Here is a 14,511-nt window from a genome sequence, read left to right as displayed (position 1 = left end):
TTCTGCCTCAGTGCCGATGATTGGCGGCCAGCGCCTCGCCGTGGCGCCATTCCAGGTACGACTTCAGCGCCAGCGTCACCAGCGCGGACAGCGCCAGCAGTGACGCGGCGGCGAACGCGGCGCCGTAGGCGTATTCGTTGTAGAGGATTTCCACGTGCAGCGGCAGCGTGTTGGTCCGCCCGCGGATATGCCCGGATACCACCGACACCGCGCCGAACTCGCCCATCGCGCGCGCACTGCACAGCAGCACGCCATACAGCAACGCCCAACGGATGTTGGGCAGGGTCACCCGCCAGAATGCCTGCCAGCCGCTGGCGCCGAGGCTGAGCGCGGCCAGCTCCTCGTCGATGCCCTGCTGCTCCATCAGCGGCATCAGTTCGCGGGCGATGAAGGGAAAGGTCACGAAGATCGTCGCCAGCACGATGCCCGGCAGCGCGAAGATGATCTTCGGCAACTGCAGCGTCACCTCGCCCACCAGCGGCAGCGAGAAACGCCAGCCCTCGTCGATCAGCGGCCAGGCCCAGCCCTGCGCACCGAAGATCAGCACGAAGATCAGGCCCGCCACCACCGGCGAGACCGCGAACGGCAGATCGATCAATGTCACCAGCCAGCGCTTGCCGGGAAACTCGTGCTTGCTGACCGCCCAAGCCGCGGCGACGCCGAACACCAGGTTCAGCGGTACCACGATGGCGGTGACCAGCAGGGTCAACCGGATCGCCGCCAGCGCATCGGGTTCGCGGATCGCGGTGAGAAACGCCGTCCATCCGCCACGCAGCGCTTCCACGAACACCAGCAGCAGCGGCAGCAGCAGGAACGCCAGCAGGAAACCCAGCGCGCCGGCGATCAGCAGCAGCTGCACCCAGCGCGGTTCGGTGGTTGCCGATCGCCTGCGGTGCGCCCTGGCTTCGGAAGAAACCTCGGCAAGGGAATCATGCGGCAGCGGGATCACGACGGATATGGCCTCGCTCATCCCTGGCTCCGCGCGGTGCGCGCCAGCCGCGATTGCAGGCTGTTGATCGCCAGCAGCAGGACGAACGACAGCAACAGCATCGCCGCGGCGATCGCGGTCGCGCCGGCGTAATCGAATTCCTCCAGCTTGATGGTGATCAACAGTGGCGCGATCTCGGATACACCGGGCAGGTTGCCGGCGATGAAGATCACCGAACCGTACTCGCCGACCCCGCGCGCGAACGCCAGCGCGAATCCGGCCAGTACCGCCGGCCACAGGCCCGGCAACACGACGCGGCGGATGGTCTGCCAGCGGTTCGCGCCCAGGGTCGCGGCGGCCTCCTCCAGTTCGCGCTCGGTTTCGACCAGCACCGGCTGCACCACCCGCACCACGAACGGCAGGCCGATGAACACCAGCGCCACGGTGATGCCCAGCGGGGTATAGGCCACTTTCAATCCCGCCGCTTCCAGCCAGCGCCCCAGCCAACCGGTCGGTCCGTACAGCGCGGTGAGCGCGATGCCGGCCACCGCGGTCGGCAGCGCGAACGGCAGATCGATCATCGCGTCGAACAGGCGCTTGCCGGGGAACCGGTAGCGCACGAATACCCATGCCACCCAGGTACCCATCACCGCGTTGAATGCCGCCGCCGCCAGTGCGGTTCCAAAGCTCACCCACAGCGCCGACAGCACGCGCGGCTCGGTCCAGATCCGCCAAAGGCCCTCCAGGCCCAGGCCGCTCGCCTTGACGAACAGCCCCACAAACGGAATCAGCACGATCAGGCCCAGCCAAGCCAGCGTGTAGCCAAGGCTGAGGCCGAAGCCGGGGATGATCCGGCGACGGCGTACCGGATTCGCCCGCGCATCAATCACGGCGGCCATTCACGGCCTCCGACAGGAATACGCCAAGGCCGCATGCTCACTTCGCCTGGATCTGATCGAACACCCCGCCATCGGCGAAGTGCGTGGCCTGGGCCTTGGCCCACGAACCGAACACCTTGTCGATGGTCACCAGTTCCAGCTTCGGAAACCGTGCCACGTCGGCGGGCGCCGCGTACTGCGGATAGCGCGGCCGGTAGTAGTGCTTGGCCGCCAATCGCTGTCCGGTCGGCGAGTACAGGAACTGCAGATAGGCCTGCGCGGCCTCGCGGGTACCGTGCTTGTCGACGTTCCTGTCGACCAGCGCCACCGGCGGCTCGGCCAGGATCGACAGCGACGGCACCACGATGTCGAACTTGTCAGGCCCCAGCTCCTCGATCGACAGGAACGCCTCGTTCTCCCACGCCAGCAGCACGTCGCCGATGCCGCGCTGGACAAAGGTGGTGGTGGCGCCGCGTGCGCCGGTGTCCAGCACCGGCACGTTGCGGAACAGCGCGCGCACGAAGTTGCGGGTCTTGGCTTCGTCGCCCTTGAAGATCTTCAGGCCATAGGCCCAGGCGGCGAGGTAGTTCCAGCGCGCGCCGCCGGACGTCTTCGGGTTCGGCGTGATCACCGAGGTACCCGGCTTCACCAGATCCACCCAGTCCTTGATTTTCTTCGGATTGCCCTTGCGCACCAGGAACACGATGGTGGACGTGTACGGCGCGCTGTTCTCCGGCAGGCGCGATTGCCAGTTGGCCGGAAACAGGCGCGCACGCTGGGCGATGGAATCCACGTCGTAGGCCAGCGCCAGCGTCACCACGTCGGCTTCCAGCCCGTCGATGACCGCACGCGCCTGCTTGCCGGAGCCACCGTGCGAGGTCTCGACTTCGACCTTCTGGCCTTTCTTTTGCTGCCACTCCCTGGCAAAGGCGGCATTGAACTCGCGATAGAACTCGCGGGTGGGATCGTAGGAAACGTTCAGCAACTTCACGTCGCGCGCGCCGGCCGCTGCGGCCACGGTCAGGCCGAAGGCGATCAGCAGGGTGCGCAGGTGGCGTCGCAGGGAATGGTGGCTCATGGGGATCTCCGGAATCAGAAAGCGACCTGCAGGCGCGAGAAGATCGCCTTCTCGTCCTCGCGATCGGTGGCGTCGGCGGCACCGCCCTTGAAGGTCGTGTCCAGGTAGTTGAAGACAAGCTTGAGATTGCTGGTGAGATACCAGTTGAGGCCGAGCGTCCAGTTGCGGGCCTGGCGTGCGGATGTGGCAGCATCGGCGAACAGCGGGAACGCATCGTCATCGATGTCCAGCGCACCGTAGCGGGCAACCAGTTCGAACGCGCCCCAACCCTCCTCGCCCGGACGGAACGGGCGCGACGGCTTCACCACGCCCCGGTAGCCGGCATCCTCGCCGGTCAACACCCACTGCGCGGTGGCCTGCCAGGCGGTGTTTTCCAGCTTGTCGCGGCGTCCGGCATTCACCCCGCTGGCTATCACGACTTCCTGGCGCGACTGGATGTATTCACCCAGAAGACCGAACCGGCCCAGGTAGTAGTACGCCTGCGGCGACCACCGGAAATGCTCGCCGTCCGCGTTCACCGCCGAGCGATAGGTGAAGAACTGCGCCTGCCCCGCCGTGCGATAACGCGGCAGGAAGTTGTTGCCGGTGCCGCGCTTGTCGCCGATGCTCGCGCCCAGTCCGAACCCCAGCCCGGACAGCGCATTGGCATCGTTGCGGAACGGCTCGAAGAACACCCGGCCCGCGTACTCGAACTCGTTGTCTGGATTGCTGGTGACCGCGTCGCGGCCATCGACTGTCCCGTTGAACACGCCCAGCGCATAGCTGAAGCGGCCATCGGCGACTTCGCCCTGGAGCTGTACGCCAATGTCGCGGTTGGGCGCCAGTTCGCTGGGGAGCGAACGTTCCACCGCCGACAGCGCAGAAGACGATTGCAGCCGTTCCAGGCCCACCGGCGAGGTGAACTTGCCGATCCGCAGGGTGTAGGCGGGATCGAAGCGCAGATCCACGTAGGCATCGACGATGCTCGCGTTGTCGCCCGCGAATTCCGGGGTCAGGCGGAAGCCGACCAGCTTGCCCAGCGAGCCTTCGATCGTCGGTCGCGCGGTGCGCAGGAGGAAGGTGTCGTTCTGCGCCGGCGCATGATCGTCGAGGAAGAACCGGCCATCGCCCTGGATCAGCCCGCGCAGGCGGATCTCGTAATCGCCGCCGGCCGACTTGAACGAGGCGCCCTTGTCGTTGACCGCGATGACCGGCGCCTCCTTCGCCTTGGCCACCTGTTCTTCCTGTTGCAGTTCCAGGCGCCGTTCCAGCACCCGCAGGCGCTGGTCCAGATCCGCCAGGCCGACCTCGCCCCCCTCGCCAGCCTCCGTGGCGACGGTGCCACCGAGGCGGCGCTCCAGCGCCTCCAGCCGCTGCTGCAGTTCCTCGACCGTGGGCTTGTGCTGCTGCGCGGCCACCGGCAACGCCAGCGAACACAGCAGCACGGCGGCCAGCCGCGTGATCCGCTGTTTCGCCCGCACCGCCTGCCCGTGTCCACGCATCGCAAGGTTTCCCGTCTGTGGCCTTTCGACCGGAACCGTTGATGCTGCGGATGCACATCGTCGCCGGGAAATGACTTGAGGGGCGTTCCTTATGCCGCATCGGCATGACACCGGCAGGGACACGGCGGAGGCCGTTAAAATGGCGACTTTCCTCCGTCCCCGAGCCGTCCATGTCCGAATCGCTGACCGCCCGTTACGCCGCCGAGCTGGAGAACCTGCAGGCGCAGGGCCTGTTCAAGTCCGAGCGCATCATCACCAGCCCGCAATCGGCCGAGATCACCCTGGCCGACGGACGCACGGTGCTGAATTTCTGCGCCAACAACTACCTCGGGCTGGCCGACCACCCCGATGTCATCGCCGCCGCCAAGCAGGCCCTGGACAGCCACGGCTTCGGCATGGCCTCGGTGCGCTTCATCTGCGGCACCCAGGACCTGCACAAGCAACTGGAAAAGACCATCGCGGACTTCTTCGGCACCGAGGACACCATCCTGTACGCGGCCTGCTTCGATGCCAACGGCGGCCTGTTCGAACCGCTGCTGGACGAGAACGACGCGATCATCTCCGACGCGCTCAACCATGCCTCGATCATCGACGGCGTGCGCCTGTGCAAGGCCAAGCGCTTCCGCTACGCCAACTGCGACATGGCCGATCTGGAGGCGCAGTTGCAGGCAGCCGACGCCGCCGGCTGCCGGACCAAGCTGATCACCACCGACGGCGTGTTCTCGATGGACGGCTTCATCGCCCCACTCGACGAGATCACCGCCCTGGCGAAGAAGTACAACGCACTGGTGCACATCGACGAATGCCACGCCACCGGTTTCCTCGGCGCCACTGGCCGCGGGTCGGCCGAGGTGAAGGGCGTCCTGGACCGCATCGACATCTTCACCGGCACCCTCGGCAAGGCGATGGGCGGTGCGCTGGGCGGATTCACCACCGCGAAGAAGGAAGTGATCGAGCTGCTGCGCCAGCGCTCGCGCCCCTACCTGTTCTCCAATTCGCTGCCGCCGCACGTGGTCGCGGCCGGCATCAAGGCCTTCGAGATGCTGTCCTCGGCCGGTGACCTGCGAGAGCAGTTGCAGGAAAACACCCGCTACTTCCGCGAGCGCATGGATACCGCCGGTTTCGACATCAAGCCCGGCGTGCATCCGATCTGCCCGGTGATGTTGTACGACGCGCCGCTGGCGCAGCGCTTTGCCGCGCGCCTGCTGGAAGAAGGCATCTACGCCATCGGCTTCTTCTTCCCGGTGGTCGGCAAGGGCCAGGCCCGCATCCGCACCCAGATGAGCGCCGCGCATACCCGCGAGCACCTGGATCGCGCGATCGACGCGTTCACCCGAATCGGGCGGGAGCTTGGGGTGTTGAAGGGCTGAGGCGGCTACCGCCAAAAGCAGCGGAGCAAGCTCCGCTCCACGCGTTCCCGTAGAGCCGAGCTTGCTCGGCTCGGGCCTTCCCTCAAAAAACAATGGAGCAAGCTCCGCTCCATGCGTTCCCGTAGAGCCGAGCTTGCTCGGCTGGGGCCTTCCCTGGAAAAGCGGCGGAGCGAGCTCCGCTCTACGGGAGGGCACCGACTTCGTCCATGGTCAGGGGACGCCAGGTCCCCTTCGCCAGTGCGCCAAGCGCCAAGGGGCCGATCGCTACCCGGATCAGCCGCAGTACCTGGATGTCGAAGGCTTCCAGCAGGCGTCGTATCTGCCGGTTGCGGCCTTCATCCAGTTGGATTTCCAACCACGCGTTCTTTTCCCCGGCACGCAGCAGCACCGCCGACTTCGCCCGCAGGATTTCATCGCCCGCGACGACGCCGTTGCGCAGGTTCTCCAGCAGTGCGTCGTCAGGAATGCGATTGATCTGGACGTGGTAGGTCTTGTCGGGTCCGCGCGCGGGATCGGTGATGGCGGCGGCCCACTGGGGATCGTTGGAGAACAACAGCAGGCCTTCGCTGGCCTTGTCCAGCCGCCCGACGGGAGCGATCCACGGTAGCCCGGCGCCATCGAAGCAACGGTAGACGGTATCGCGTCCCTGCTCGTCGCGGGCGGTGGTCAGCAGCCCCCGCGGCTTGTTGAGCATCAGGTAGAAACGCTCGCCGGCGCCGACGGACACGCCATCGACGCTGAGGCGGTGTCTGTCCTGGAGGATCGGGAATTCGGGATCCCGGACAACCCGACCGTCAACGGCGACGCGACCGGCCAGGACCCAGCGGGCGGCTTCAGTACGGGAACAGACCCCGAGCTTGGAAAGGACGCGCGCCAACCCATGGCGCGGCGGCACGGCGCGATCGCCGACAACTGGCCCGTTCGATGCGTTGCGTGGACGCGCGCGGGCGCCATGGTCATGCCGGGCCATGGCCGCCGCTGCGCAGGTCGGGATTACTTCTTGGCTTCGGGCGCGGGTGCGGCCGGTGCCGCCGGCGCGGGGGCTGCGGTGCCGGCGCCCTTGGCCACGCGCACGCCGCGTGCCTTCATCCAGGCGTCGAATTCCTCGGCGGTCATCCGCTTGCCGTTCTGGTTCATGTCGAAGCGCCACGGCGTGTTGTCGTACTGGGTCTTCGGCTTGTAGCCCGAAGGATCGTTCGCATTGGCCGCCGCGGGCAGTGCGGGCATCGCCTTGGCCACGTTCTGGCAACCTTCGATGCGCAGACGCATCAGGACCCGATCCACCGACAGCGCCTCGTCCAACGCCTGCGTCAGCACGCCGCTGGGCGCACCCAGCTGGGATACCGTGGGCGTGAACTCGGACGCCACCGGTTCCAGCACCGTGGCACGAACCGGCAACGGGGGCTGGACCAGGCTGCCACTGCAGTTCTGGGCGGCGTTCGCGGCGGGGATGGCGACAAGGCCGGTCAGCCCGGCAAGGAGAAGATGGCGCATGCGGATACCCCGGCAATCGAACGAATCCGCAGTGTAAGAAGCGTCGTTCGCGATATCAAGAAAAGCCTCACCTGTTTCCGCCAAGTGGTTGACGCTTCTGTGCCTGTGCGCACGGACGAGGCGGCGGAAGAGCGCACTGGCGTGCCCTGTCGGCGATGCAAAAACAAAGCCCGGCACGAGGCCGGGCTTTGCGTGTTGCGGGAAGCGACGTCCGATTAGTTCTGGACGTTCAGTTCCGTACGACGGTTGCGCGCACGGCCTTCCTTGGTGTCGTTGGTGTCGATCGGACGGCTCTCGCCGTAACCGTTCGGGCCAATCAGACGCGAAGCGTCAACACCATTGCTGGTCAGGTACTCGTACACGGCCTTGGCGCGACGCTCCGACAGACCCTGGTTGTAGGCGTCGGTACCGACGGCGTCGGTATGGCCGGCGACTTCGACCTTCAGGTCGGGGTAGCGCTTCAGGATTTCGACGGCTTCGCCCAGGATGGCGACCGCGTCAGGACGCAGCACCGACTTGTCGAAGTCGAAGTTCACGCCCTTCAGGTCGATCGAAACCGGGACCGGGCAGCCGTCCGGACCGATGGTCTGGCCAGCCTGCGAACCGGGGCACTTGTCGTCGCAGTTGTTGACGCCGTCGCCGTCGTCATCCAAATCCGCACAGCTCGGAGCCGGTGCCGGAGCCGGCGGGGCCGGCGGAGCGGCTTCCGGACCCAGCGGGATGATGATGCCGACCGAAGCCAGCAGATCGGCGAAGTCGTCGCCGTCATCGATCGAACCGTCGTACGACGGGCCGATGGCCTGGTCGTCGAAGTCGATGCGGTAGGCGAGTTCGGTGCGGACGCCGACGCGGCCCAGCTTGGCCTGGATACCACCACCCAGCTTGGCGGCGAAGTTGTTGTCCTTGCGCTCACCCGGCGAGTTCGCGTTCGGGAACGCGTCGAACTCTTCTTCCGAACGCTGCAGGCCAAGGCCGGCCAGCAGGTACGGATGCCAGTTGCGGTCCGACAGCCAGAAGTGGCGGCGCAGGTCCAGCGAGATGCCGTACTGGCTCCAGTTCAGGTTGACGTTCTTTTCGAACTGGGTGTTCTGGTAGTTGATTTCACCATCCAGCGACCAGTTCGGGCTGATGAACTTGCCCAGACCGATGGCACCGAACGGGGCGTCGTCGGTGTTGCGGTCGTTGTCCTGGACGTTGATGCCGGCGGAACCGGTCAGGTACCAACGGTCGTCGAACTCCTGGGCGGAAGCAGCCTGCGCCAGGCTCAGACCGCTCAGCAGCGCGGCACAAAGCAGTTTCTTGTTCATTTGCAGCTCCTTGTCTAAATCAGCAGTTGTAGAAAAACCGACGTACTTAAAACTCGCGTTTTTTCCAGCTTTCTTATGGTTGTGCGGACGGCCGTCACGCTCGCCATCCTGAACAGATTATGCGGGAGGAAGTGAAGACAGCGTTAACGGTACCATAACAAGTCCACCCGGCCAAGGAAATTGTCTCGTCCGTGCCGGCAATTCATGCGGCCCGGCACAGCGCCATCAGGTCGTCCATGGCCAGCGCATCCAGGCGCTCCGGGGTCCTCGCCAACGCCATCAGGTGGTCGACCTGGTCCTCCGGCAGGCACCTCCTCAGTGCCGCCTCGCATTTGGCCATCAGCAGCGGCATGCCCTCCTGCCGCCGACGCCGGTGGCCGACAGGGTAATCGATCGCGATCCGCTCCGTCCGGCTTCCGTCGCTGAAAAACACCTGCACCGCGTTGCCGATGAAACGCTTGCCGGGATCCAGATAGTCTCGGGTGAAATCCGGATTCTCATTGACAATCATCAGCTTGCGCAGCCAGTCGATGCGCGGATCGGCGGCACGGACGTCGCCGTAGTCCCCTGCTTCCAGTTGCCCGAAGATCAATGGCACCGCCACCATGTATTGCAGGCAGTGGTCCCGATCGGCGTAGTTGGCCAGGGGGCCGGTCTTGTCGATGATGCGCTGGCCCGCCTGCTGGGTCTCGATGACCACGCGCTCCACCTGGTCCAGGCGGGGCGCCACCTGCGGATGCAGGCGCAGGGCGCATTCGACCGCGGTCTGCGCATGGAACTCGGCGGGATGGCTGATCTTGAAGAGGATGTTTTCCATCACGTAACTGCCGAAGGGTCGCTCGAAGCGAAACGGCTGGCCGCCGAAGGCCACGTCGTAGAAGCCCCAGACCGGGGCGCTGAGGGCGCTGGGGTAGCCGGTTTCGCCCTTCATTGCGTTCAAGGCGTGGATCACCGCACGGCGGCAGGCGTCGCCCGCCGCCCAGCTCTTGCGAGGGCCGGTGTTGGGCGCGTGTCGATAGGTGCGCAAGGCGCCGTTGTCGATCCAGCTGTTGGAAATCGCATTGATGATCTGCCCGCGGGTGCCGCCGAGCATGTGGGTCGCCACCGCGGTGGAGGCCAGCCTGACCAGGATGACGTGATCCAGGCCAACCCGGTTGAAGGCATTGAGCAGCGCATAGCCGCCCTGGATCTCGTGAGCCTTGATGGCATGGCCCAACAGGTCGCGTACCGTCATCGGCGCGCGGCCTTCGCGGCGCGCCTGCCGGCTCAGATAGTCCCCCAGCGCCAAGAGGGTGCCCAGGTTGTCGGACGGATGCCCCCATTCGGCGGCCAGCCAGGTGTCGTTGAAGTCCAGCCAGCGGATCTGGGTGCCGATGGCGAACGCCGCCTGGACGGGATCCAGTTCGTGGACCGTTCCCGGTATCCGGACGCCGCCGGCCATCTCCGCTCCGGGTACTACTGGTCCCAGGTGGCGGGCGCACTCGGGAAACTCCGTCGCCAGCATCGCGCAGGCCAGCGAATCCAGCAGCACCCAGCGGGCGGTGTCGTAGGCCTCGGCCGAGTCGATGCGATGGTCGACGACATAGTCGGCCACCTGGACCATCGGCGGATCGGGATCCGGGCGGCGCGCCGAACGCAGATCATCCTGGCTCATGGGGCCTCCTTGGATTGAGGGCATCGCCATCTTGCCAGAACCCGATCCCGCGCCGGCTTCGCAGGGCGTTCCGGCGCCGCAACACATCGGTGTGCCGCCGTCTATTGGCGTAGGCCCGGAGCAGGCCCATGCTGCACGGCATGGACACTCCCGCCGCGCTTCCCGCCGTCTTCCTTTCCCACGGTTCGCCGATGCTGGCGGTCGAGGACTCGCCCACCGGCCGGTTCCTGGATCGGCTCGGCGAACTGCTGCCGCGTCCCCGCGCCATCGTGGTGGCGTCGGCGCACTTCATGGCGGCGGTTCCGACCGTCACCGCCACCGGCGCGCCCCGCACCATCCACGACTTCGGTGGCTTTCCCGCGCCGCTGTACGAAATCCGCTATCCGGCGCAGGGCTCGCCGTCGCTGGCCGGCACGGTCTTCGAACTGCTGCGCGAGGCCGGCATCGACGCGCGCCAGGACGATCAGCACGGCATCGATCACGGCGTCTGGGTGCCGCTGCGGCGCATGTATCCGCAGGCGGACATACCGGTCGTGGCGCTGTCGGTGAATCCGGACGGCGACGCCGAGGAGCACTATCGGGTTGGCCATGCGCTCGCGCCGCTGCGCGCCGATGGCGTGCTGGTGGTCGGCTCCGGCGGTTTCTCACACAACCTGCGCGCGCTGGACTGGCGCAACCCCGGAGCCGCCGAGTTCCCGTGGGTCGCCGCGTTCACCGACGCGCTGCGCGCGAAACTGGAGGCGGGTGACACCGCCGGCGCGCTGGACTGGCGCGCGCTGCCCGAAGCATTGCGCAACCATCCGACCCAGGAACACCTGTATCCGCTTTACGTCGCCCTTGGCGCGGGTGGCGACGGCGCGCACGGCCGGCTGCTGCATCGCGACGTGGAGATGGCGGGCCTGGCGCTGGACGCCTTCGCCTTCGACACCTGGACCTGAGGCGCCGACCGGCGCGCCCGAACCGGACGTTCAGCCGACCAGCGAGGGAAGTCCCTGCTCCCAGGGCGGGTTCTCGCCGAATCGTGCGGCCAGCAGGTCGATGAACGCGCGCACCCGCGGCGGCACGAGCCGCCGCTGCGGCATCACCGCACTGATCGCGGTGGTGGCCGGCGGGTACATCGGCAACACGACTTCCAGCCGGCCGGCGCGCAGGTCGTCGGCGACATGCCACAGGGAATGCACGGCAATGCCCTCGCCCGCGACCGCCGCGTCGCGCAGCAGTTCGCCGAAGTTGCTTTCGTAGCGTCCGTTCACCCGCACCGCGACCTCCTTGCCCTGCGGATCCTGCAACCGCCACACATCCTGCCGACCCTGGCTGCCGACCAGCAGCAGACATTCGTGCTGCGCCAGTTGTTCCGGATGCAACGGACGCCCGCGCCGCCGCAGATAGTCCGGCGAGGCGCACAGCAGCCGTCGGTTGGGCGCGATGCGGCGTGCGACCAGCCCCGAGTCCTCGAGCGCGCCGATGCGAATCGCCAGATCGAAGCCCTCGCTGACCAGATCGACCACCTGATCGCTCAGGTGCACGGCCATCCGCAGTTTCGGATGCTCGGCCAGGAACGCGGGCAGCAGCGGCGAGACGTACTGCCGTCCGAAGGTCGCCGACAGGGTCACCCGCAGGGTGCCGGCCACCTCGGTGGCGGCTTCGCGCAGGCCGGCGCCCAGCGACTCCAGATCCTCCACCAGCGCCCGGCCCTGCTGGGCCAGCGCCGCGCCTTCCGGGGTGGGGTGCAGGCGACGGGTGGTCCGGTGCAGCAGGCGCACGCCCAGTTCGCGCTCCAGCCGCTTCAGCCGCTGGCTGGCAACCGCCACCGACAGGTCCAGGCTGTGCGCCGCCGCGGTGATGGACCCCAGGTCCAGCACGCGCAGGAACAGGGTCAGGTCGCCGACACGGTCCATGATTATCAAATATTCATTGATAGTGATTCGACATATTCGCGCTTTTTCGCAATCTGTGGAAGGTCCAGAGTGCGCACCTTCTCCACCCGGACCCTTCCCCGTGACCGCTGCCGCCCCCCGCTCCCGTATGCCGATCGCGCTGTACGCCCTGACCGCCGGGGCATTCGGCATCGGCACCACCGAATTCGTCATCATGGGCCTGCTGATGCAGGTCGCCACCGATCTGCATGTCTCCATCGCCGCCGCCGGGCTGCTGATCTCCGGCTACGCGCTGGGCGTGTTCGCCGGGGCGCCGCTGCTGACCGCAGCCACCAGCCGGATGCCGCGCAAGGCGGTGCTGGTGGCGCTGATGATCATCTTCACGCTCGGCAACCTGGCCTGCGCGATCGCGCCGGACTACACCACGCTGATGATCGCGCGGGTGATCACTTCGTTGGCGCATGGCACCTTCTTCGGTGTCGGCGCGGTGGTCGCCACCGGGTTGGTGGCCGAGGACCGCAAGGCGTCGGCGATCTCGATCATGTTCACCGGCCTGACCGTGGCGACCCTGCTCGGCGTGCCCGCCGGCGCCTGGCTGGGTCTGCAGTTCGGCTGGCGCGCGACATTCTGGGCGGTGACCGCGATCGGCGTGATCGCCACCATCGTGATCGCCACGCTGGTGCCCTCCGATCGCGGCGACACCGCGCCGATCGCCTTCCGCGAGGAATTGAAGTCGATCGCGCAGCCGCAGGTGCTGCTGGGCCTGCTGATGACGGTGCTGGGCTTCGGCGGCATGTTCACCGTGTACACCTATATCCAGCCGCTGCTCACCCAGATCACCGGCTTCGCCGACGCGGCGGTGTCGCCCATCCTGCTTGTTTTCGGCGTCGGCATGATTGTCGGCAACCTGCTGGGCGGCCGCTTCGCCGACCGCCGCCTGCAACCGGCGCTGCTCGGCACGCTGATCGCGCTGGCGCTGGTGATGGGGCTGATGAGTTTCGCGCTGCACAGCCGCTGGGCGATGGTGCTGTTCACCGGCCTGCTCGGCGCCGCCGCGTTCGCCACGGTCTCGCCGCTGCAGCTGTGGGTGCTGCAGAAGGCTGGCGCCGCGCAGAGCCTGGCCTCCAGCCTCAACATCGGTGCCTTCAATCTGGGCAATGCGATGGGCGCCTGGCTGGGCGGCCTGGTCATCGCCCACGGCGCCGGCCTGTCCGCGCTGACCTGGATTGGCGCGCTGGTGCCGCTGTCGGCCTTCGTGGTGGCGCTGTGGAGCATCGCGCTGGAGCGCCGCCAGCTTCGCGACGCCGCCACTCCGGCCACACTGCGCGCCGGCGAGTGCGCCTGACGCACCTCCTACCTTTCCCCTCCCCTTCTCCCTTCTAGGACATTCCATGGAAACCCGTTTTCTCGGCCGTTCTGGCCTCAAAGTCTCCGCGCTCGGCTTCGGTGCCGGCACCTTCGGCGGCAAGGGTCCGCTGTTCAGCGCCTGGGGCAACACCGATGTCGCCGAAGCACGCCGCATGATCGATCTGTCCATCGAAGCCGGCATCAATTTCTTCGACACCGCCGATGTCTATTCCGACGGCGCGTCCGAATCCATCCTCGGCGAAGCGCTGCGCGGCCGCCGCGACCAGGTGATCCTGTCCAGCAAGACCGGGCTGCGGCTGGGCGACGGCGCCAACGACGCCGGCACCTCGCGGCTGCGCCTGCTCAAGGCGGTGGACGCTTCGCTGAAGCGGCTGGATACCGACTACCTGGACCTGCTGCAACTGCATGCCTTCGATGCGATGACGCCGATCGAGGAGACCCTCTCCACCCTCGATGACCTGGTCCGTGCGGGCAAGGTGCGTTATCTCGGCGTCTCCAACTTCTCCGGCTGGCAGCTGATGAAATCGCTGGGCATCGCCGAGCGCCACGGCTGGAGCCGCTACGTCGCCAACCAGGCCTACTACTCGCTGATCGGCCGCGATTACGAATGGGAACTGATGCCTCTGGGCCTCGACCAGGGTGTCGGCGCGGTGGTCTGGAGTCCGCTGGGCTGGGGCCGGCTGACCGGCAAGATCCGCCGCGGCCAGCCGCTGCCGGAAACCAGCCGCCTGCACGACACCGCCGCGATCGGTCCGGCGGTGGATTCCGAACGCCTGTACCGCATCGTCGACGTCCTCGATGAAATCGCCGCCGAGACCGGCAAGGCGGTCCCGCAGATCGCCATCAATTGGCTGCTGCAGCGTCCCACCGTGTCGACCGTACTGATCGGCGCGCGCAACGAAGAGCAGCTGAAGCAGAACCTTGGCGCGGTCGGCTGGCAGCTCACGCCGGATCAGATCGCCCGCCTTGACGCCGTGAGCGCGACCGAAACGCCGTATCCGTACTATCCCTACTGGCGCGGGCAGTTCGCCGAGCGCAGCCCGCTTCCCGTCTGAATCACTCGCCCGAATCCTCGT

At 67.0% G+C, this 14,511-nt stretch carries 13 protein-coding genes; 4 read left to right on the top strand and 9 right to left on the bottom strand.

All coding sequences use genetic code 11. From position 1 onward, the window contains the following. Positions 1-7 precede the first annotated feature (7 nt). The 4 genes from cysW to IQ458_RS05245 are packed head-to-tail and all read right to left on the bottom strand — an operon-like array spanning position 8 to position 4,365. Positions 8-970 carry a sulfate ABC transporter permease subunit CysW gene (cysW, locus tag IQ458_RS05260; RefSeq protein WP_203322130.1) on the bottom strand — a complete coding sequence of 321 codons (963 nt, stop codon included), beginning with the start codon at positions 968-970 and terminating at the stop codon, positions 8-10. Beyond that, complete coding sequence (cysT, locus tag IQ458_RS05255; protein WP_203322129.1) at positions 967-1,827, bottom strand: sulfate ABC transporter permease subunit CysT; 861 nt, start codon at positions 1,825-1,827, stop codon at positions 967-969. The genes cysW and cysT overlap by 4 nt, the downstream gene beginning before the upstream one ends. Before the next feature lie 37 nt (positions 1,828-1,864). Further along, a complete protein-coding gene (locus IQ458_RS05250) occupies positions 1,865-2,884 on the bottom strand; it encodes a sulfate ABC transporter substrate-binding protein (protein ID WP_203322128.1) in 1,020 nt (339 codons plus the stop codon). A 14-nt stretch (positions 2,885-2,898) separates the two neighbouring features. Continuing rightward, positions 2,899-4,365, bottom strand: coding sequence for an OprO/OprP family phosphate-selective porin (locus tag IQ458_RS05245; RefSeq protein ID WP_203322127.1), 1,467 nt, complete (start codon positions 4,363-4,365; stop codon positions 2,899-2,901). Positions 4,366-4,535: 170 nt separating this feature from the next. Here IQ458_RS05245 and kbl point away from each other — a divergent pair, with 170 nt between their 5' ends. Continuing rightward, a complete protein-coding gene (gene kbl, locus IQ458_RS05240) occupies positions 4,536-5,735 on the top strand; it encodes a glycine C-acetyltransferase (protein WP_192199259.1) in 1,200 nt (399 codons plus the stop codon). Positions 5,736-5,916: 181 nt separating this feature from the next. Here kbl and IQ458_RS05235 read toward each other — a convergent pair whose 3' ends face one another. The 4 genes from IQ458_RS05235 to IQ458_RS05220 all read right to left on the bottom strand — a co-directional run bounded on the left by IQ458_RS05235 (position 5,917) and on the right by IQ458_RS05220 (position 10,190). Next, complete coding sequence (locus IQ458_RS05235; RefSeq protein WP_192199258.1) at positions 5,917-6,705, bottom strand: pseudouridine synthase; 789 nt, start codon at positions 6,703-6,705, stop codon at positions 5,917-5,919. A gap of 23 nt (positions 6,706-6,728) precedes the next feature. Further along, the gene (locus IQ458_RS05230; RefSeq protein ID WP_183638590.1) at positions 6,729-7,229 is read right to left on the bottom strand and encodes a hypothetical protein; all 501 of its coding nucleotides are present in this window, start codon (positions 7,227-7,229) and stop codon (positions 6,729-6,731) included. Between the two features lie 215 nt (positions 7,230-7,444). Beyond that, a complete protein-coding gene (locus tag IQ458_RS05225; protein ID WP_203322126.1) occupies positions 7,445-8,536 on the bottom strand; it encodes an OmpA family protein in 1,092 nt (363 codons plus the stop codon). Between the two features lie 202 nt (positions 8,537-8,738). Then, complete coding sequence (locus IQ458_RS05220) at positions 8,739-10,190, bottom strand: bifunctional 2-methylcitrate dehydratase/aconitate hydratase (protein WP_203322125.1); 1,452 nt, start codon at positions 10,188-10,190, stop codon at positions 8,739-8,741. Between the two features lie 128 nt (positions 10,191-10,318). Here IQ458_RS05220 and IQ458_RS05215 point away from each other — a divergent pair, with 128 nt between their 5' ends. After that, on the top strand, positions 10,319-11,128 hold the full coding sequence (locus tag IQ458_RS05215; protein WP_235996628.1) for a DODA-type extradiol aromatic ring-opening family dioxygenase: 810 nt from the start codon (positions 10,319-10,321) through the stop codon (positions 11,126-11,128). Positions 11,129-11,158: 30 nt separating this feature from the next. On the opposite strand, the gene IQ458_RS05210 is transcribed toward IQ458_RS05215, so the two are convergent. Beyond that, positions 11,159-12,088 (bottom strand): LysR family transcriptional regulator, encoded by a 930-nt coding sequence (locus tag IQ458_RS05210; RefSeq protein ID WP_203322124.1) that lies wholly within the window; start codon positions 12,086-12,088, stop codon positions 11,159-11,161. A 127-nt stretch (positions 12,089-12,215) separates the two neighbouring features. Here IQ458_RS05210 and IQ458_RS05205 point away from each other — a divergent pair, with 127 nt between their 5' ends. Then, positions 12,216-13,412, top strand: coding sequence for an MFS transporter (locus IQ458_RS05205; protein WP_183641161.1), 1,197 nt, complete (start codon positions 12,216-12,218; stop codon positions 13,410-13,412). 46 nt (positions 13,413-13,458) lie between these two features. Next, the gene (locus IQ458_RS05200; protein ID WP_203322123.1) at positions 13,459-14,490 is read left to right on the top strand and encodes an aldo/keto reductase; all 1,032 of its coding nucleotides are present in this window, start codon (positions 13,459-13,461) and stop codon (positions 14,488-14,490) included. Positions 14,491-14,511 lie beyond the last annotated feature (21 nt).

Origin of the sequence: Pseudoxanthomonas beigongshangi (assembly GCF_016820515.1) — a bacterium.
Lineage (GTDB): Bacteria > Pseudomonadota > Gammaproteobacteria > Xanthomonadales > Xanthomonadaceae > Pseudoxanthomonas_A > Pseudoxanthomonas_A beigongshangi.
Note: the sequence above shows the minus strand (reverse complement) of the source record. Positions and strands in the feature narration are given on the sequence as shown.

Bases quoted from the DNA above. Each gene is read 5' to 3' on its own strand.
- cysW (WP_203322130.1), bottom strand. From the start codon at position 970: ATGAGCGAGGCCATATCCGTCGTGATCCCGCTGCCGCATGATTCCCTT.
- cysT (WP_203322129.1), bottom strand. From the start codon at position 1,827: ATGGCCGCCGTGATTGATGCGCGGGCGAATCCGGTACGCCGTCGCCGG.
- IQ458_RS05250 (WP_203322128.1), bottom strand. From the start codon at position 2,884: ATGAGCCACCATTCCCTGCGACGCCACCTGCGCACCCTGCTGATCGCC.
- IQ458_RS05245 (WP_203322127.1), bottom strand. From the start codon at position 4,365: ATGCGTGGACACGGGCAGGCGGTGCGGGCGAAACAGCGGATCACGCGG.
- kbl (WP_192199259.1), top strand. From the start codon at position 4,536: ATGTCCGAATCGCTGACCGCCCGTTACGCCGCCGAGCTGGAGAACCTG.
- IQ458_RS05235 (WP_192199258.1), bottom strand. From the start codon at position 6,705: ATGGCCCGGCATGACCATGGCGCCCGCGCGCGTCCACGCAACGCATCG.
- IQ458_RS05230 (WP_183638590.1), bottom strand. From the start codon at position 7,229: ATGCGCCATCTTCTCCTTGCCGGGCTGACCGGCCTTGTCGCCATCCCC.
- IQ458_RS05225 (WP_203322126.1), bottom strand. From the start codon at position 8,536: ATGAACAAGAAACTGCTTTGTGCCGCGCTGCTGAGCGGTCTGAGCCTG.
- IQ458_RS05220 (WP_203322125.1), bottom strand. From the start codon at position 10,190: ATGAGCCAGGATGATCTGCGTTCGGCGCGCCGCCCGGATCCCGATCCG.
- IQ458_RS05215 (WP_235996628.1), top strand. From the start codon at position 10,319: ATGCTGCACGGCATGGACACTCCCGCCGCGCTTCCCGCCGTCTTCCTT.
- IQ458_RS05210 (WP_203322124.1), bottom strand. From the start codon at position 12,088: ATGGACCGTGTCGGCGACCTGACCCTGTTCCTGCGCGTGCTGGACCTG.
- IQ458_RS05205 (WP_183641161.1), top strand. From the start codon at position 12,216: ATGCCGATCGCGCTGTACGCCCTGACCGCCGGGGCATTCGGCATCGGC.
- IQ458_RS05200 (WP_203322123.1), top strand. From the start codon at position 13,459: ATGGAAACCCGTTTTCTCGGCCGTTCTGGCCTCAAAGTCTCCGCGCTC.